Below are 17,631 nucleotides of genomic sequence, written 5' to 3'. Positions count from 1 at the left end.
AAACGCCGGATGCATGTCAGCGGCTCAAGGCGCGGTCTAGCCAGCGCAGCAGGGAGGGAAGTTCTTTGGTTTCAAGATTCTCGGCGGGCGGCGACGCCGGCGTCGCCGCGCCCGCGCGTCGCGCACGCGGCGGCAGGTAGCGATTGACCGGCGCATAGCCGAGCTCGGGCATCAGCGCGACGCCGCCACGTTCGGCGACGAGTTTCGACACGGCCGAGTTTTCATCGCCCAGATCGCCGAAATGCCGCGCCCGCGTCGGACAGGCCTGCACGCAAGCCGGCTGGCGCGAGGCCTCGGGGATGTTCTCGTTGTAGATGCGGTCCACGCACAGCGTGCACTTTTTCATGACGCCTTCGACCGGCGAGTACTCGCGCGCGCCGTACGGACACGCCCAGCTGCACAGCTTGCAGCCGATGCACTTGTCCTCGTCGACAAGCACGATGCCGTCTTCGGCGCGCTTGTAGCTCGCGCCGGTCGGGCACACAGTCACGCAGGCCGGGGTTTCGCAGTGCAGGCAGCTGCGCGGGAAATGCAGGGTCATCGCCGGCTGCGCGTCCAGCGCTTCGATCTCGTAGCTGTGCACGCGGTTGAACCACACGCCGGCCGGATCGTCGCCGTAGGGTTTTTCGTCGGTCAGCGGCCCGGCGATGCCGCCGGCATTCCATTCCTTGCACGACACCGCGCAGGCATGACAGCCCACGCAGGTGTCGAGGTCGATGACCAGGCCGAGTTTTTTCTTCGAGACGGCGGGCAGCGCGGTCATTTGGATTTCCGGAACATGGCGCCGTAGCGCAGCGGTGCGTCGGAGGGATCGGCACCGGCCAGCGGCGCGAACTGCGGCGAACTGCCGTCCTGCGCTTCGGCCTTGCTCAGGCGAACGCGCAGATCGAACCAGGCCGCCTGGCCCGTCACCGGATCGGCATTGGCGTAGTCGCCGCGCGGCGTGATGTCGGAGATGAGGTGGTTGAGCAGAAAGCCCTGTTTGGATTCCGGCGAATTTTTCGACAGCTTCCACGCGCCGCGCCGCTTGCCGATCGCATTCCAGGTCCAGACGGTGTCGGGCTGCATGTTGGCGACGAGTTTGGCCTGCACGGTGATTCTTCCGTGGTGCGAATCCACGTGTACCCAGTCGCCGTCGAGCACTCCCTGCTTCTCGGCCAGACTGGGATGCAGGTAGAGATAATTGCGCGCCGTGATCTGCCGCAGCCAGGCGTTCTGCGAACCCCAGGCGTGATACATGAACGGCGGACGCTGGGTCACCGCGCTGAGCGGGAAATCCGCGACCGTGGTCTGCGCGCCTTCGAACGGTTCGTACCAGATCGGCAAGGGATCGAAATACGTCGCCACGCGCTCGCGTTGCGCGGCAGGCGGCTGCACCGGGCCATGGCCCTGGGCCGCAAGACGGAATTTCTGCAGCGTTTCCGAATACAGCTGCAGGACCACCGGCTCGGGTTTGGCGATGAAGCCCAGTTTCGCCGACCATTCCAGGTAATCGCGATTCGCCATCTTGTAGTAGCGCGCGGACGCGGGAATGGCCTCGCGCCAGAACCCGCCATTGGCGATGTATTTTTCCAGCTGCGCCGGATTCGGCGCCCCCTTGCCCGATTGCGACCCGTCTTCGCCGCGCCAGCCGGCCAGCAGGCCGACGCCGGGCGCGCGCTCGTGGCGAACGATGTAGTCGGCATAGTCGCGATACTTCGGCGTGCCGTCGGCCTCGGTCATCGCCGGCAGTTTCAGGCGTGCGCCCAGATCGAGCAGCACGCTCTGGAAGCCGCGCACATCGCGGCCGGCGGCCTGCTCGGGCGCCGACAGCACCGGATGCCGGATCGCGTCGCTCGCGCAATCGGCATCGGAGATCGGCCGGTCGAGCAGGGAGATCGCATCGAAACGCTCGAGATACGTCGTGTCCGGCAGCACGAGATCGGCATAAGCCGTCATCTCGCTGGCGTAGGCGTCGGAATAGATGATCTTGGGAATGCGGTACTCGCCGTGCTCGTCCTTGTCGGTGAGCCAGCGCATCGTCTCGGTGGTGTTCATCGCCGAGTTCCAGCTCATGTTGGCCATGAACAGGAAAAGCACGTCGATCGTGTTCGGGTCGCCGGCCCAGGCATTGCGGATCACGGTATGCAGCATGCCGTGCACGGCGAGCGGATAGGACCACGAATACGCATGGTCGAGCCGGCGCGGCTGTCCTTGCGCATCGACGAGCAGATCTTCCGGTCCGTGGATGAAGCCCAGCGGCGGCGCGTCGAGCTTGCCGTCGGCGCCGCGGGATTTGCCGGGACGATTCGCCGGCGGGATCGGCCGCGGAAACGGCGGCTGGTAACGGAACGAACCGGGCGCATCGACCGCGCCGAGCAGCAGCTGCAGCAGATGCAGGGCGCGGCAGGTGTGGAACCCATTGCTGTGCGCGCTGATGCCGCGCATCGCATGCATCGCCACGGGCCGGCCGCGCATCGATGCGTGACGGCGGCCGTGCGTATCGGTCCAGGCGACCGGCAGATTCACGTCGCTGTCGAAGGCCGCGGCGGCGATTTCGCGCGCGATGCGGCGGATCGTGTCGGCGGGAATCCCGCAGCGGTCGCTGACGGCATCGGGCGCGTACTGCGGATCCAGATAGCGTTCGGCGACGAGGTGGAAAACGGGCACGGCACGACGGCCGTCGGGCAGCGTGACGTCGCCGACGATGCGCGGGGAGATGTCGGGGGTGTTCGCAGGGATGAGGTTCGTCGCGACGGCGTTGCCCTCATCCGCCCTGCGGGCACCTTCTCCCAAGGGGAGAAGGATTTCGTCTCCCCTCTCCCCGGGGGAGAGGGGCCGGGGGTGAGGGGAAGCGGTCGCATCACCCCGCACCGCACACAAAGCCTGCCCGTCGGCATCGCGCGCAAACAAACCATCGTCCGCACCGCCCGGGTTTTGCACGACCAGCCAATGCGCATTCGTGTAGCGCACCAGGTAGTCGAGATCGATCCGGTCGGCCTTGAGCAACTCGTGGATCAGCGCGAAGGCGAACAGGCCGTCGGTGCCCGGGCGGATGCCGACCCATTCGTCGGCGATCGCGCCATAGCCGGTGCGCACCGGATTGACCGCGACGATCTTGGCGCCGCTGCCCTTGAGATGGCCCAGGCCGAGCTTGATCGGATTGGAGTCGTGGTCTTCGGCCACGCCCCAGAGCATCAGATAGCGCGTGTGCTCCCAGTCGGGTTCGCCGAATTCCCAGAAGCTGCCGCCGAGCGTGTACAAGCCGCCGGCCGCCATGTTCACCGAGCAGAAACCGCCGTGCGCGGCGTAGTTGATCGTGCCGTATTGCTGCGCCCACCACCCGGTCAGTGCCTGCGACTGGTCGCGGCCGGTGAAAAAGGCCAGGCGGTCAGGATCGCGCGCGCGCGTTTCGCCCAGCCAGGTCGCGGCGAGCGTCAGCGCCTCGTCCCATTCGATTTCGCGGAATTCATTGGCGCCACGCTCGCCGGTGCGCAGCATCGGCTTGCGCAGCCGTGCGGGCGAGTAGTGCTGCATGATCCCGGCCGAGCCTTTCGCGCAGAGCACGCCGCGGTTGACCGGATGCGCCGGATTACCCTCGATGTAGCGGATCTTGCCGTCGCGCAGATGCACATTGATGCCGCAGCGGCAGGCGCACATGTAGCAGGTCGTCTGCTTGAGTTCGTCGCCGACGGGTTTTTGCAGATCGAGGGACGGCTCGGACATGGGCGCCATTGTGCCGTCCCGACGCCGTTCGGGCGAGCCCGTCGTCACCGGCAGGCGCGTTCGGGGTTGGAACCGCGAGAGGGCGGTGCCATCCTAGACGCATCCCCCCAGATCCCGGCCGCCATCGCATGGACCGCTACGAGCGCACGCTTGCCCTGCACCGCGTACTGAAAAACGCCCGCTATCCGGTGCCGATCAAGCGCCTGATGGACGAACTGGGCTGCTCGCGCGCGACCCTGTATCGCGACATCGCCTTCCTGCGCGACGCACTGGGCGCCCCGATCGAGAGCGACGCCACCGGCGAGGGCGGCCTGCGCTACGACGAGAAGGAGGCCGAACGTTTCGAACTGCCCGGTCTGTGGCTCAATTCCGACGAGTTGCATGCCCTGCTGGCCACGCATCAGCTGCTCGACCGCAGCGGCAACGGCGTGCTCGCCTCGGCGCTGGCACCGCTGAAGAGCCGCATCGAGACGCTGCTGTCCGAACAGGCCGGCGGCAAACGCTGGCCGGTCGAACGCGTGCGCGTGCTCGGCAGCGGCGTGCGCCGGCGCGACGAGATCGCGTTCCGCGTGGTCGCCGGTGCCGTGCTCGAGCGCAAGCGCCTGGGTTTCGACTATCTCGCGCGCTCGACCAACGAGCGCACGCACCGCACCGTCTCGCCGCAGCGACTGACGCACTACAAGGACAACTGGTACCTCGACGCCTACGATCACGATCGCGATGGCCTGCGCAGTTTTTCTGTCGACCGCATCCAGCACGCGCGCGTCATCGACGAGGCCGCGCTCGATCTGCCCGATGCCGAGCTCGACCAGCATCTGGCCTCGAGCTACGGCATCTTCTCCGGTGCGCCCAAGGGCTGGGCGAGCATCGTGTTCTCCGCCAAGGCCGCGCGCTGGGTCGCCGACGAGCACTGGCACTCCAAGCAGGAAGGCCGGTTTCTGCCCGATGGCCGTTATCAGCTGAAGATTCCCTACAGCAATGCCAAGGAACTGCTGATGGACGTGTTGCGCTACGGCGCCGACGCCGAGATCACCGAACCTGAGAGCCTGCGCCAGCAGGCGCGCACCCTGCTGCAGCTGGCCGTCTCGGCCTACGAGAAGAGCACATGAATGCGGTGCGCGGGCAGAGCGTGGCCCTGGTGCTCGGCGCCGGCGGCGCGCGCGGCCTGGCGCATATCGGCGTGATCGAGGTGCTGCTGGCACGCGGCCTGCGCATCGAGGCGGTCGCCGGATGCTCGATGGGCGCGCTGGTCGGCGGCATCTTCGCGGCCGGCAAGCTCGCCGAGTATCGCGACTGGAGCTGCAAGCTCGACCGCAACCAGGTACTGCGCCTGCTCGATTTCAATTTCGGTCTGCCCGGGCTGATCCGCGGCGACCGCGTGATCGGCGTGCTGCGCGAGCTGGTCGGCGATCACCAGATTGAGGACCTGCCGATCGATTTCACCGCCGTTGCGACCGATCTGGAAACGCAGCGCGAGGTCTGGCTCAACGACGGTGCGCTGTTCGATGCGATCCGCGCCTCGATCGCGATCCCGATGCTGTTCACGCCGCATATCGTCGGCGGCCGCGAACTCGTCGATGGCGGCCTGCTGGCACCCCTGCCGATCGCCGCGACACGCCTGGCGCGCGTCGACCACGTGATCGCCGTCGACGTGAACGGGCCGGTGTCCTGGCGCCTGCCCGCGGCCGAACCCGACAGCGAAACCCTGGCGACCGCGTACGGCGTCGATATCGACCTCGTGCGCGAAGAAGAAGAGATGGCCGAGGAAGACGAAGAAGGCTCCAGCCTGCGCGCGCGCATGACCGCGCTGTGGAACAACTGGCGGGAACGCGACGAGGAACCCGTACGCGGCCGCCAACGCAGCATGCTCGACCTGATGTCGCGCTCGCTGGAAACCATGCACGCGCACATGACGCGCCTGCACCTGGCGCAGGATCCGGCCGATCTGTTGATCCAGGTGCCCAGCAATGCCTGCGCGATCTACGAATACTGGCGCTGCAGCGAAATGATCGACGTCGGTCGTCGCGCCGCGGAAAAGGCGCTCGCCGAACTCGAGTAGGCGAGGGCGTTACTGGAAGCCCGGCTGGCCTTGCTGCTCCGCTTTCTGCGGCACGCGGCGGAACTGCGTGGTGTCGTAGCCGTAGCCTTCCATCTTCGCAAGCAGCAGTTGGTATTGCTCGTCGCCCATGTCCTGCTCTCGCGCGAAAATCCAGCCGAGCTTGCGTTTGGGATGGCCGATCAGCGCCCAGGAATAGTCGGGCGCCACTTCCAGCACCAGATAATCGACCTTGACCAGGCCGCCGAGGAAGGCGATGCGCCATTGCGCGTTGTTCGTGCCGGGCACGACCTCGGCCAGGCCCTTCATGTCCTTGACGGCGTGGTCGAAGTCCTTGCGGTACACGAAGGTATTGTCGATGCGGCCGTCGGCGCGCAAGGCATAGACGTCGGCGCTTTCGACTTTTCCTTTTTCCGCAAAGTAGGGAATGTTCGCGATCACCCACCAGCGGCCCATGTAGCGCGCCAAATCTATCTCGGCCTTGGTCGATAGCGGCGGGCGCTTGTCCCGGGCGGGGGGTTTCGCCATCGCGTCATGGCCGAGTGCGAACAGCAGGACGAGCAGGACGGCGAGGATCAGCACGATACGCATCAAGGTCAGCCTGGCGGAGAACAGGCGGCCAGCATGGACGGCGGCGCGGGAACGTCGCGTCAAGACCGAATCTCAGTCGGTGAGAAGCGGGCCGGGCATCGTGCTTCCACGCCCGCTGTCGCGGGTTCCGCCAGGAGAGTCCCATGCCGCATCTCGTCGCCCGGATCGTCGCCACGCCCGTCGTCTCGCCCGTGCTGGCGCGTTGTCTCTGGCAATGGCTCACGGTCGGCCTGTTGCTGGTGTTGTGCCTGCCCGGCGCGCGTGGCGATTCGGGCTGGTTCGGCCCCTGGCCGTTCTGGTTGCTGGCCGCGCCCGCCACCGCCCTGCTCACGTTTTACCGGCATGCCGTTGCGGCGGCGTGGCGTTCGGTCCTCGTCCGGACGCCGCGTCGCCGCCGGCCTCGCCAGGCCACGGTCCAGGCGGCGCGCACCGGCTATCGCCGCGGGCTTCGACAGCAGTCCGCGCGCGTGGCGTGAAGGCGCGGCAGGCATGACTTCTGGCCTAGGGGTCGGGTCCGACGACGCATGCTAGCTTGCGGGGTCCTTCAGGGAGAGACCCCATGCCGTCAGTGATCAAGCACCGCACCGCGTTCGCCTGGCTGGCAGGCGTTTTTTTCGCCGCCCACGCCGGAGCCCAGACCATGCCCACCGATGACCCGAACCAGTGGCTGGAGGACGTCGAAGGCACGAAGGCGCTGGACTGGGTACGCGCCCAGAATGCCGATTCGCAGAAGGCGCTGACCGCCGATCCCAGCTTCGGTCAGCTGCGCGACGACCTGCGCGCGATTCTCGATTCCAACGCGCGCATTCCGATGGTCGTCAAACAGGGCGACTACTACTACAACTTCTGGCGCGACAAGGAACACCCCGCCGGGCTGTGGCGGCGCACGATGCTGGCCGAGTACCGCAAGGCCGAGCCGGCCTGGGAAGTCCTCATCGATCTCGACGCGCTCAACAAGACCGAGAGCAAGAACTGGGTCTGGCACGGCGCCGACTGCCTCAAGCCCGCGTACGCGCGCTGCCTGATCGCGCTGTCGCGCGGCGGCTCCGATGCCGATGTCACGCGTGAGTTCGACCTGCCGTCGAAAACCTGGGTCGCCGACGGGTTCTTCCGTCCCGAGGCCAAGGGCGGCCTAAACTGGAAAGATCTCAACACCGTGTACGTGTCGACGGATTTCGGACCGGGCTCGATGACCACGTCCGGCTACGCGCGCATCGTCAAGGAATGGCAGCGCGGCACGCCGATGGCCGCCGCGAAGACCGTGTACGAAGCGCAGACGACCGATATGGCCGCCGGCGGCTTCCGCGACCTGACCACCGGCTTCGAGCGCGATTTCGTGCAGCGTTCGCTGGCGTTCTACAACGACGAGCTGTTCGTCGTCGGCAAGGACGGCCAGCTGGTCAAGCTCGACGTGCCGAACTCGGCGCAGAAGAACGTGCATCGCCAGTACCTCATGCTCGAGCTGCGCGATCCGTGGACGGTCGGCGGCAAGACCTATGCGGCTGGCGCGCTGATCGCCGCCGATTTCGACAAGTTCCTGGCCGGCGGCCGCGACTTCACCGTGCTGTTCGAGCCCACCGAGCATGCGGCGCTGTCGGGTTACACCTGGACCAAGAACCATCTGCTGCTCAATGTGCTCGAGGACGTCAAGAACCGCATCACGGTGCTGACGCCGGCCGCGGACGGCAGCTGGAAGCGCGAGGCCCTGGTCGGCGCGCCCGGATTCGGCACGGTCAGCGTTTCTGCGATCGACGACGAGGAATCCGACGACTACTTCATGACGGTGACCGATTACCTGACCCCGACCTCATTGCGTCTGGGCACGGTCGGCAGTGCGCCGGAAACGATCAAGCAGCTGCCGGCGTTCTTCGACGCGAGCAAGCTCGAGATCAACCAGCACTTCGCCACGAGCAAGGACGGCACGAAGGTGCCTTATTTCATCGTCTCGCCGAAGGGCATGAAGGTCGACGGCAAGAACCCGACCCTGCTGTACGGCTACGGCGGCTTCGAAATCTCGCTGACGCCCGGTTATTCGGCCGGTGTCGGCCGCGCCTGGCTCACCCAGGGCGGCGTGTACGTGGTCGCGAACATCCGCGGCGGTGGCGAGTACGGTCCGCGCTGGCACAAGGCGGCGTTGCGCGAGAATCGCAACAAGGCCTATGAGGATTTCGCAGCGGTCGCCGAAGACCTGATCGCGCGAAAGATCACCACGCCGGCGCACCTGGGCATCCAGGGCGGCAGCAATGGCGGTCTGCTGATGGGCAATATGACCGTGATGTATCCGCAGCTGTTTGGCGCGGTCGTCTGCCAGGTGCCGTTGCTCGACATGAAGCGTTACAGCCATCTGCTCGCCGGCGCCTCGTGGATGGCCGAATACGGCAATCCGGACGTGCCCGCCGACTGGGCCTTCCTGCAGAAATATTCGCCGTACCAGAACGTCAGCAAGGACGTGACGTATCCGCCGGTGCTGTTCACCACGTCCACGCGCGATGACCGAGTGCATCCGGGTCATGCGCGCAAGATGATGGCGCGCATGAAAGAGCAGGGCCACGACGTGCTGTATTACGAAAACATCGAAGGCGGCCACGGCGGCGCGGCGAACAACGAGCAGTCGGCCTTCATGCAGGCGCTCGCGTTCACCTTCCTCAAGAAGAAACTGTTCTGATCATCCCTGTTCCGCCGGAGAGACCCATGTCGACCGTGCTGTTGAACCGTATCGCCCTCGCGACCTGCCTGGTCGCCCTTCCCCTGATTTCCCGAGCCGCCGACATGCCCACGCCTCCCACCGTCGCCAAGAAACCGCACGCGGTCGTCGCTCCCGGCGGCACGCGCCAGGACGAGTACTACTGGCTGCGCGACGACACCCGCAAGAACGCGGAGATGCTGGCCTATCTCAAGGCCGAAAACGCCTATGCCGACGCGTTGCTCGCGCCGACCAAGCCGCTGCAGGACACGCTCTATGCCGAGATCACCGGCCGCATCAAGCAGGACGATGCGTCGGTGCCCTACCGCGAACGCGGCTACTGGTACTACCGCCGCTACGAAACCGGCAAGGACTATCCGATCGACGCGCGCCGCGCCGGCACGATGGAGGCGCCGGAAGAAATCCTGTTCGACCAGAACGCGATGGCCGCGGGCAAGGGCTTCTTCCAGATCGGTGACTCCGAAGTCAGCCAGGACAACAAACTCATTGCCTGGGCCGAGGACGACGTCGGTCGCCGCCAATACGTGCTGCGCTTCAAGGACCTGAGCACCGGCAAGGTACTCGACGACGTCGTGCGCAATGTCGAGGCCAATATCGTCTGGGCCGACGACAACCGCACCGTGTTCTACGTCGAGAAGGATCCGGTGACCCTGTTGAGCACGCGCGTGAAGGCGCATGTGCTGGGCACGCCGGTCGCACAGGACCGGCTGGTGTACGAGGAGCAGGACGACAGCTTCTACCTGGGTATCTCCCGCACGCGTTCGGACAAATACCTGTGCATCGGCGTCGAGAGCACGGTCAGCAGCGAATACCGCTGCGCGCCGGCAGCCGATCCGCGCGAGTTCGTGGTGATCGCGCCGCGCCAGCGCGATTTCGAGTACTCGCCCGATCATCTCGACGGCCGCTGGGTGATCCGCACGAATTGGGATGCGCCGAATTTCCGTTTGATGACCCTCCAGGATGGCCAGGCCTGGGGCGACCGTGCGCTCTGGAGCGAATTCGTCGCGCACAAGGACGACGTGTTCATCGAGGACGTTGAGCTGTTCGACGATTTCCTTGCGATCGAGGAGCGGTCCGGCGGCTTGCTGCGCCTGCGCACACTCACGGCCGACGGCAAGAGCGAATTCGTCGCCTCCGACGAGCCCGCGTACACCATGAGCCTGGGCATGAATGCCGAACCGGGCACGGACTGGCTGCGCTACGGCTACGTCTCGATGACCACGCCGAACACGACCTACGAGCGCAACATCCGCACTGGCGAGCGTCGCCTGCTCAAGCGCGATCCCGTGCTCGGCGGCTATGACCCGGCGAACTACGTCACCGAGCGCCTGTGGGCGACCGCGCGCGACGGCACGAAAGTGCCGGTGTCGGTGGTCTACCGCCGCGGGTTCAAGAAGGACGGCACGGCGCCGATGCTGCAGTACGCCTACGGCAGTTACGGCAGCTCGACCGATCCGCGTTTTTCGCCCACGGTCGTGAGCCTGCTCGACCGCGGCGTGGTCTACGCCATCGCGCATATCCGCGGCGGCGAGGAAATGGGCCGCGCCTGGTACGAAAACGGCAAGCTGCTCAACAAGAAGAACACCTTCACCGATTTCATCGACGTGACGCGCTTCCTCGTCGCCGAAGGCTATGCGGCCAAGAACCGGGTCGCCGCGCAGGGCGGCAGCGCCGGCGGCCTGCTGATGGGCGCGGTCGCGAACATGGCGCCCGAGGACTATCGCGTGATCCTGGCGCAGGTGCCGTTCGTCGATGTCGTCACCACGATGCTCGACGAATCGATCCCGCTGACCACGAACGAGTTCGACGAGTGGGGCAACCCCAAGGAAAAGGCGTACTACGACTACATGCTGTCGTATTCGCCGTACGACAACGTAGAGAAGAAAGCCTACCCGTCGATCTTCGTCGGTACCGGCCTGTGGGATTCGCAGGTGCAGTATTACGAGCCGACCAAGTGGGTCGCGCGCCTGCGCGACCACAAGACCGACACGAACCCGCTGGTGTTCCGCGTGAACATGGAAGCCGGCCACGGCGGCAAGTCCGGCCGTTTCCAGCGCTACCACGAGACCGCCGAGTACTACGCGTTCCTGCTGCAGGAACTGGGTGTGGCGCAGTAAGCCGCCCGGGCAGGCGATCCCGCCGTCCGGGCGGCCCGGGCGGCGCATCGCGCCCTGCCAGCGCGCGCCGCCGTGCCGTTATACTCGCCCCATGAAAACCTCCCGCCTCGCCTCGCTGTTGTTCGCCCTGACCGTGCTTACCTTGCTCGCCGCCTGCGGCAACAAGGGTGACCTGGTCCTGCCCGACAAGCCGGATGCGCCGGCCGACGCGCCCGCCGAGCCTGCGAAGTAACAGGCGATGGGTCTGCGTTTTTCCAAGATGCACGGGGCCGGCAACGACTTCGTCGTCATCGACCTGCGCCGGGGTGGTCCGGCGCCGACGCCGGCGCTCGCCGCCGCGATCGGCAACCGGCATACCGGCGTCGGTTTCGACCAGCTGCTGACCATCGAAACGCCTGAACACGGCGATGCGATCGCCCGCTATCGGATCTGGAACAGCGACGGCAGCCTTGCCCAGCAATGCGGCAACGGCGCGCGCTGCGTCGCAGCTTGGCTGGTGCGCGATGGCGCCACGGCGAGCGCGCGTTTCGCGCTGGAAAGCCCGGCCGGTCGCGTCGAGGTCGAAAATATCGGCGATGGTCGCTACTCGCTCGCCCTGGGCGTGCCCGAGTTCGCACCCAAACGCATTCCGCTGCGCATGGATTTTGAGAAGCCCGAATACGGCGCCGAAATCGGCGGCCGCGAGCTGCGCTTCGGTGCCGCCTCGATGGGCAATCCGCACGCGCTGATCGAAGTGGCAGACGTCGCAAAAGCCGACGTCGCCGGCATCGGCGCGGCCCTGCAGGCTTCAGATCTGTTCCCGCAGGGCGTCAATGTCGGCTTCGTGCAGGTCCTGCATCGCGACGAGATCCGTCTGCGCGTGTTCGAGCGCGGCGCCGGCGAGACCCTCGCCTGCGGCAGCGGCGCCAGCGCGGCGGTCGCGATCCTGATCCGGCAAAAACGCGTCGACCGCCTGGTGCAGGTGCATCTGCCCGGCGGCAGCCTCGCGATCGCCTGGCCGCGCGACGACGCGCCGGTGCGCATGGCCGGACCGGCGGCATTCGTATTCGAAGGGGAGTGGTCGGCATGATCGAGGAAAAAAGCGAACGCCTGAGCGCGCACGAAGTCGCGGTATGGCTGCGCCGGCATCCGAAGTTCCTGGCGCAGTTCCCGGACCTGGCGCTGTCGATGGTGGTGCCGCGCGAAGACGGCCCGGCCGCGTCGCTGGCGAGCTATCAGCTGGAAGTGCTGCGCGACAAGAACCGTGAACTCAATCGCCGCCTGAACGAGCTGTACGCGAACGCGCAGGACAACGAACGTCTGACCGTGCGCACGCACCAGCTCGCGCAGGCGCTGATGCGCGCCGGTACGCGCGCCGACACCGTGCGCGCGATGGTCGCGAGCCTGAGCGAGGATTTCGACGGCGACGCCGTGCGCGTGGTGCTGTTCGACGCGATCGACGGTCTCGCCGCCGACTGGCTGCAGGTGATCCCGGGCACGGATGCGCGCCTCGCGCCGTTCCGCGACTGCCTCGTCGCCAACGAGCCGATCTGCGGTCGGCTCAATCCCGACAAGATGCAGGTGCTGTTCGGCGACGAACAGGACGCCTCGCAGTCGGTCGCGTTGATTCCGCTGCCGGGCGTGGGCCTGATCGCGGTCGGCAGTCGTGACGGCAACCGCTTTTTCCCGGGCATGGGCACCTTGTTCCTGCGCTTGATGGGCGAGAGCTTCACGACCGCGCTCGCGCGGGGATGACATCGGCATGTCGGTGCTGACCGCGCGCATCGAAGCCTTCCTGCGGCATCTCGAGGTCGAGCGGCGGATGTCCGCGCACACGCTGAGCAACTACCGCCGCGATCTGCTGGCGCTCGCGGGCTGGATGGACGAAGCCGGCATCGCGAGCTTCAAGGCCCTGCACGGCGAGCAGCTGCGCAGCTTCATCGCCAGCGAGCATCGGCGCGGCCTGTCGGGCAAGAGTCTGCAGCGGCGCTTGTCGGCGCTGCGCAGTTTTTTCACCGACCTGCTTAAGCACGGTGAACTCGCGGGCAACCCCGCGCAGGGCATCCGCGCGCCAAAAGCCCCGCGCAAACTGCCGCAGGTTCTCGATGCCGACGAAGCCGCGCGCCTGGTCGAAGTGCCGACCGACGGCGCGCTCGGACGCCGCGACCGCGCGATGCTGGAACTGTTCTACTCCTCGGGCCTGCGCCTGTCGGAGCTGTGCACGCTGCGCTGGCGCGAGCTCGATCTCGCTGACGGCCTGGTGCGCGTGACCGGCAAGGGCGGCAAGACACGCGTCGTGCCCGTCGGCAGCCATGCGCGCAATGCGCTGACGGAATGGCAGACCGAATCCGCGCCGGTGGCCGATGCGCCGGTGTTTCCCGGCCGCGGCGGCAAGCCGATCAGCGGTCGCGCCGTGCAGCTGCGCCTGCGCCATCTTGCGCAGCAGCAGGGCATCTGGAAACGCATCTATCCGCATCTGCTGCGCCACAGTTTCGCCAGCCACGTGCTCGAATCCTCGGGCGACCTGCGCGGCGTGCAGGAACTGCTCGGTCACGCCGACATCGCGACGACGCAGATCTACACACACCTGGACTTCCAGCACCTCGCCAAGGTTTACGATGCCGCGCATCCGCGCGCGCGGCGCAAGCGCGAGGCGGGTTCTGGCGATGGCTCATGAAAGTCCTGGCCTTGCGACACCGGAATTCGGAATGACCCTCACATGAGCAACCCCCGTCCCATCGACATCATCCACCACCGCGCCTCGCATGCGCTCGAAGTCGCCTTCGACAACGGCGAGCGCTACACGCTGCCCTGCGAATACCTGCGCGTGGAATCGCCATCCGCGGAAGTGCAGGGCCACGGCCCCGGCCAGCGTGTGCTCGTGCCCGGCAAGCGCAATGTCAACATCGCGAAGATCGAACCGATCGGCAACTACGCCGTCGCCCTGCATTTCGACGACGGCCATGCGTCGGGCATCTACAGCTGGACCACGCTGCGCGAACTCGGCCAGGAATACGACGTGCGCTGGCCGGCGTATCTGGCGGAGTTGCAGGCGCGTGGGTTGGATCGGGACCGCTGATTCAGCCTGCTCCGGCGCGAAGGTGCCGGAGGCCTTGTCATCCGATCCGCCCCTCGCGCGTTCTTGGCAGCATCCACCGCTCCAGGAGCTCGTCATGACCCTGTTCCGCTCACGTCTTTGGGCACCTTGTGCCGCCGTCGGTCTGCTGCTGGCGACGATGTGGCTGAACGCGTCCGCCGCGACACCGCCGGCGATGACCGCAGCGCCCGCGGCGCCACTCAATGAAGCGCAGAAAGCACGGCTGGTGCTGGAACGACTGGGCTTCGGCGCGCGTCCGGGCGATGTCGAGCGCGTGCAGAAGATGGGCGTGAAGGCCTGGATTGCGCAGCAGTTGCAGCCGGAATCGATTCCGGATGCGGCGCTTGCCGCGCGGCTCAAAGGCCTCACCGTGCCTGCGATGAGCACGGCCGAGCTGTACGGCAAATATCCGAACCCGACCGCGATCCGCCAGCAGGTCTTGCGTGCGCAGGGCGGTGGCCGTCGAGGACGCGACAATGCAGACGCGGCGGTGCGCGTACCGGAAAGCCCCGCGCCCGCCGACCTGCCCAATGAAGCCGAGCGCAGCCAGATGCGGCAGGCGATCGCGCAGGTGTATCGCGACAACGGCTACGGCCGGCCGCAGCAGGTGTACCAGCAGCTCGCGGCCGATCGGCTGCTGCGCGCGACGTATTCCGAGCGCCAACTGCAGGAAGTCATGGTCGATTTCTGGAGCAATCATTTCAACATCTATGCGCGCAAGAACGTCACGCAGTGGTTTCTGCCCGCGTTCGATCGTGAGGCGATCCGTCCGCATGCGCTCGGCAATTTCCGCGACCTGCTCGCGGCGACCGCGCACAGTCCGGCGATGCTGTTCTATCTCGACAATTTCGAAAGTGTTTCGCCCGAAGCCAATCTTGCGCAGATCGCCGGCGGCGATCGGCAGAAGCGTCTCGCGGCGATGTCGGACGAACAGTTGCGCACCCAGTTGATGCAGCGCCGCGGTCTGAGCGCCGAACAGGCCGACGACCAGATCCAGCGCCTGCGCGCCAATCCCGGCGGTCAGCTCGCGCAGCGGCTGCCGAACGGCATCAACGAGAACTACGCGCGCGAGCTCATGGAGCTGCACACGCTCGGTGTCGATGGCGGCTACACGCAGCAGGATGTGCGCGAAGTCGCGCGCTGCTTCACTGGCTGGACGATCGCCGATGCGCGCGGTTACGGCGTGTATGCGCAGGACAGCGACGACCCGCGCCTGAGCACACGCCTCACGCGTCAGCGCGAACGCTATGGCGTGCCCAGCGATGCGCCGACCGGCGGCTTCTATTTCAATGCGCGCCTGCACGATGCCGGCGTGAAAACCGTACTCGGCCACCGCATCGACGCCGGTGGCCAGCGCGATGGCGAGGCGGTCATCGATCTGCTCGCTTCGCAACCAGCGACGGCGCGTTTCCTCGCACGCAAGCTCGCGGTGAAATTTGTCAGCGACGAGCCCAGCCCGGCCCTGGTCGAACGCGTCGCCCAGGCCTTCCTGCACTCGAAGGGCGATATCCGCACGACCTTGCGCGCGCTGTTCGACGACCCGGAGTTCTTCACCACGGCGACGTATCGCGCCAAGATCAAGACGCCGTTCGAACTCGTGGTCAGCAGCCTGCGTACGCTGCGCGCCGACACCAATGGCCGCGAAATCCAGGCGCTGCTGCTCGATCTGGGCGAACCGCTGTACGGCTACCAGGCACCGACGGGCTATCCCGACACCGCGGCGGACTGGGTCAATACCGGCGCCCTGCTCAAGCGCATGAATTTCGCGACGGCGCTTGCGGCCAACCGCATCCCCGGCACGCGCATCGATCTGGCGCAGTTGGGCAACGATGGCGATCCGCAGGCCCTGCTCGCCAGCGGCGTGCAGCGATTGCTCGGCGGCGAGGTGTCCGCGCATACGCAGACCACGCTCGCGGAGCAGCTGGCGCGACCCTTGCCAGAAGCGAGGCTCGATGCCGCCGTAGTCGAGCAGCAGGAAATGTTCGGCGATCCCGAACGCGCTGCCGGCGGACTGACTCGCGGCCAACAGGTGCGTCTGCTCGCTTCGAGCGGCGATCCCGCACGCATCAAGGTGGTCGGCCTGATCCTGGGCTCGCCCGATTTCCAGCGCCAGTAAGGAGCCCGCGATGAACCGTCGTTTCTTCATCAAGTCTGGTGGCCTCGCATTGGCAGGCTTGGGTCTGAGTGGTGCCATCCCGGGCGTGCTGCAGTCCTTGGCGAGCGCACAAACGCGCGGTCGGCCGGGCAAGACGCTGATCGTGATTTTCCAGCGCGGCGCCGTCGACGGTCTGAGCATGCTCGTGCCGTATGCCGAGGCCGCGTACTACGCGGCACGTCGCACGATCGCGATTCCGCGTCCGGGCCAGGCCGGTGGCGCGCTCGATCTCGACGGCCGCTTCGGCCTGCATCCGGCCCTGCAACCCTTGCAGACGTTCTGGAAAGACCGGCGCATGACGGCGATCACCGCCGTGGGCTCGCCCGACAACACACGCTCGCATTTCGATGCGCAGGACTACATGGAAAGCGGTACGCCCGGCAGCAAGTCCACGCGCGATGGCTGGATGAACCGCCTGTTGCAGGCACAGACTTCGCACTCGCCGTTCACGGCGGTCGCGATGGACGCGCAGTTGCCGCGCTCGTTGGCGGGACCGGCGCCGGCCGTCGCGATGACCAACCTCGCGCAGTTCGCGATCGATGCCGGCCGTTACACCGGCCAGTTGCAGGGCGGCTTCGAAGGCTTGTGGGAACAGCGCAACCAGGGCGGCCTCGGCGACACCGGGCGTGAAACCTTCGAAGCGGTGCAGGCGCTCAAGCGCAGCGGCGCCGCCGCACGCGCGCCCGAGCATGGCGCGACGTATCCCACTGGCGCGCTGGGCACCTCGCTGCGCCAGCTCGCGCAACTCATCAAGGCCGACGTCGGTCTGCGTCTGGGTTTCGCCGAAGCCGGCGGCTGGGATACGCACGTGAACCAGGGCGCGGCGCAGGGCCAGCTCGCGAATGGGCTGCGCGATTTCGGCGGCAGCATCGCGGCGTTTCTGACCGACCTGGGTCCGGCACGCGAGGACGTGGTCGTGGTCACGATGTCGGAGTTCGGCCGCACCCTGCGTGAGAACGGTTCGCGCGGCACCGATCACGGTCACGGCAATACGATGTTCGTGCTCGGCGCGGGCGTGAACGGCGGCAAGGTCCTGGGCGACTGGCCCGGCCTGGCCCCGGAACACCTGTTCGAAGGCCGCGACCTGGCGATCACCACCGACTTCCGCGATGTGCTCGGCGAGCTGGCGCAGGCGCAGCTCGGCGTGGCGCCCGGCGCCGGCCTGTTCCCTGGTCATGTGCTCAAGCCGCGTGGGCTGCTCGCCGCCTGATTGCCGCGTCACGCCAG

Annotated in this window: 15 protein-coding genes; 12 read left to right on the top strand and 3 right to left on the bottom strand. The window is 66.8% G+C overall.

All coding sequences use genetic code 11. From position 1 onward, the window contains the following. Positions 1-16: 16 nt before the first annotated feature. Positions 17-763 carry a 4Fe-4S dicluster domain-containing protein gene (locus G467_RS0108750; RefSeq protein WP_022969360.1) on the bottom strand — a complete coding sequence of 249 codons (747 nt, stop codon included), beginning with the start codon at positions 761-763 and terminating at the stop codon, positions 17-19. Continuing rightward, complete coding sequence (locus G467_RS0108745) at positions 760-3,705, bottom strand: molybdopterin oxidoreductase family protein (protein ID WP_022969359.1); 2,946 nt, start codon at positions 3,703-3,705, stop codon at positions 760-762. Before G467_RS0108745 ends, G467_RS0108750 begins: the two co-directional genes overlap by 4 nt. Before the next feature lie 128 nt (positions 3,706-3,833). On the opposite strand from G467_RS0108745, the gene G467_RS0108740 reads away from it, so the two are divergent. Both G467_RS0108740 and G467_RS0108735 read left to right on the top strand, forming a co-directional pair. Further along, complete coding sequence (locus G467_RS0108740; RefSeq protein ID WP_022969358.1) at positions 3,834-4,814, top strand: helix-turn-helix transcriptional regulator; 981 nt, start codon at positions 3,834-3,836, stop codon at positions 4,812-4,814. Further along, positions 4,811-5,764: a patatin-like phospholipase family protein gene (locus G467_RS0108735; protein ID WP_022969357.1), complete on the top strand. Its 954-nt coding sequence runs from the start codon at positions 4,811-4,813 to the stop codon at positions 5,762-5,764. The genes G467_RS0108740 and G467_RS0108735 overlap by 4 nt, the downstream gene beginning before the upstream one ends. 9 nt (positions 5,765-5,773) lie before the next feature. Here G467_RS0108735 and G467_RS0108730 read toward each other — a convergent pair whose 3' ends face one another. Next, positions 5,774-6,415 carry a lipocalin family protein gene (locus tag G467_RS0108730; protein ID WP_081940328.1) on the bottom strand — a complete coding sequence of 214 codons (642 nt, stop codon included), beginning with the start codon at positions 6,413-6,415 and terminating at the stop codon, positions 5,774-5,776. A gap of 80 nt (positions 6,416-6,495) precedes the next feature. Between G467_RS0108730 and G467_RS16075 the strand changes: the two genes are divergently transcribed. The 10 genes from G467_RS16075 to G467_RS0108680 all read left to right on the top strand — a co-directional run bounded on the left by G467_RS16075 (position 6,496) and on the right by G467_RS0108680 (position 17,614). After that, positions 6,496-6,828 carry a hypothetical protein gene (locus G467_RS16075; protein WP_022969356.1) on the top strand — a complete coding sequence of 111 codons (333 nt, stop codon included), beginning with the start codon at positions 6,496-6,498 and terminating at the stop codon, positions 6,826-6,828. A gap of 95 nt (positions 6,829-6,923) precedes the next feature. Further along, positions 6,924-9,017 carry a prolyl oligopeptidase family serine peptidase gene (locus tag G467_RS0108720; RefSeq protein ID WP_033397673.1) on the top strand — a complete coding sequence of 698 codons (2,094 nt, stop codon included), beginning with the start codon at positions 6,924-6,926 and terminating at the stop codon, positions 9,015-9,017. Positions 9,018-9,043: 26 nt separating this feature from the next. Then, positions 9,044-11,173, top strand: a complete 2,130-nt coding sequence (locus G467_RS0108715) for a S9 family peptidase (protein WP_022969354.1) — start codon at positions 9,044-9,046, stop codon at positions 11,171-11,173. A 91-nt stretch (positions 11,174-11,264) separates the two neighbouring features. Further along, the gene (lptM, locus tag G467_RS18040) at positions 11,265-11,405 is read left to right on the top strand and encodes an LPS translocon maturation chaperone LptM (RefSeq protein ID WP_022969353.1); all 141 of its coding nucleotides are present in this window, start codon (positions 11,265-11,267) and stop codon (positions 11,403-11,405) included. A gap of 6 nt (positions 11,406-11,411) precedes the next feature. Next, complete coding sequence (gene dapF, locus G467_RS0108705) at positions 11,412-12,242, top strand: diaminopimelate epimerase (protein WP_022969352.1); 831 nt, start codon at positions 11,412-11,414, stop codon at positions 12,240-12,242. Further along, entirely contained in the window at positions 12,239-12,907 is a 669-nt protein-coding gene (locus G467_RS0108700; RefSeq protein WP_022969351.1) for a DUF484 family protein, read from the top strand. The genes dapF and G467_RS0108700 overlap by 4 nt, the downstream gene beginning before the upstream one ends. 7 nt (positions 12,908-12,914) lie before the next feature. Next, on the top strand, positions 12,915-13,829 hold the full coding sequence (gene xerC, locus G467_RS0108695; RefSeq protein ID WP_022969350.1) for a tyrosine recombinase XerC: 915 nt from the start codon (positions 12,915-12,917) through the stop codon (positions 13,827-13,829). A gap of 42 nt (positions 13,830-13,871) precedes the next feature. Further along, positions 13,872-14,231 (top strand): gamma-butyrobetaine hydroxylase family protein, encoded by a 360-nt coding sequence (locus G467_RS0108690; RefSeq protein WP_022969349.1) that lies wholly within the window; start codon positions 13,872-13,874, stop codon positions 14,229-14,231. 94 nt (positions 14,232-14,325) lie between these two features. Beyond that, complete coding sequence (locus G467_RS17485) at positions 14,326-16,365, top strand: DUF1800 domain-containing protein (RefSeq protein WP_022969348.1); 2,040 nt, start codon at positions 14,326-14,328, stop codon at positions 16,363-16,365. A 10-nt stretch (positions 16,366-16,375) separates the two neighbouring features. Beyond that, positions 16,376-17,614, top strand: coding sequence for a DUF1501 domain-containing protein (locus G467_RS0108680; RefSeq protein WP_022969347.1), 1,239 nt, complete (start codon positions 16,376-16,378; stop codon positions 17,612-17,614). Positions 17,615-17,631: the final 17 nt, after the last annotated feature.

It is taken from the genome of Arenimonas oryziterrae DSM 21050 = YC6267 (assembly GCF_000420545.1).
In the GTDB taxonomy this organism is placed as follows: domain Bacteria; phylum Pseudomonadota; class Gammaproteobacteria; order Xanthomonadales; family Xanthomonadaceae; genus Arenimonas; species Arenimonas oryziterrae.
The sequence above is the reverse complement of the archived record's forward strand: the minus strand, read 5'-3'. Positions and strand labels throughout refer to the sequence as shown.

Excerpts from the sequence above, each read along its gene's own strand:
- G467_RS0108750 (WP_022969360.1), bottom strand. The coding sequence starts at position 763 with ATGACCGCGCTGCCCGCCGTCTCGAAGAAAAAACTCGGCCTGGTCATC.
- G467_RS0108745 (WP_022969359.1), bottom strand. The coding sequence starts at position 3,705 with ATGTCCGAGCCGTCCCTCGATCTGCAAAAACCCGTCGGCGACGAACTC.
- G467_RS0108740 (WP_022969358.1), top strand. The coding sequence starts at position 3,834 with ATGGACCGCTACGAGCGCACGCTTGCCCTGCACCGCGTACTGAAAAAC.
- G467_RS0108735 (WP_022969357.1), top strand. The coding sequence starts at position 4,811 with ATGAATGCGGTGCGCGGGCAGAGCGTGGCCCTGGTGCTCGGCGCCGGC.
- G467_RS16075 (WP_022969356.1), top strand. The coding sequence starts at position 6,496 with ATGCCGCATCTCGTCGCCCGGATCGTCGCCACGCCCGTCGTCTCGCCC.
- G467_RS0108715 (WP_022969354.1), top strand. The coding sequence starts at position 9,044 with ATGTCGACCGTGCTGTTGAACCGTATCGCCCTCGCGACCTGCCTGGTC.
- lptM (WP_022969353.1), top strand. The coding sequence starts at position 11,265 with ATGAAAACCTCCCGCCTCGCCTCGCTGTTGTTCGCCCTGACCGTGCTT.
- dapF (WP_022969352.1), top strand. The coding sequence starts at position 11,412 with ATGGGTCTGCGTTTTTCCAAGATGCACGGGGCCGGCAACGACTTCGTC.
- G467_RS0108700 (WP_022969351.1), top strand. The coding sequence starts at position 12,239 with ATGATCGAGGAAAAAAGCGAACGCCTGAGCGCGCACGAAGTCGCGGTA.
- xerC (WP_022969350.1), top strand. The coding sequence starts at position 12,915 with ATGTCGGTGCTGACCGCGCGCATCGAAGCCTTCCTGCGGCATCTCGAG.
- G467_RS0108690 (WP_022969349.1), top strand. The coding sequence starts at position 13,872 with ATGAGCAACCCCCGTCCCATCGACATCATCCACCACCGCGCCTCGCAT.
- G467_RS17485 (WP_022969348.1), top strand. The coding sequence starts at position 14,326 with ATGACCCTGTTCCGCTCACGTCTTTGGGCACCTTGTGCCGCCGTCGGT.
- G467_RS0108680 (WP_022969347.1), top strand. The coding sequence starts at position 16,376 with ATGAACCGTCGTTTCTTCATCAAGTCTGGTGGCCTCGCATTGGCAGGC.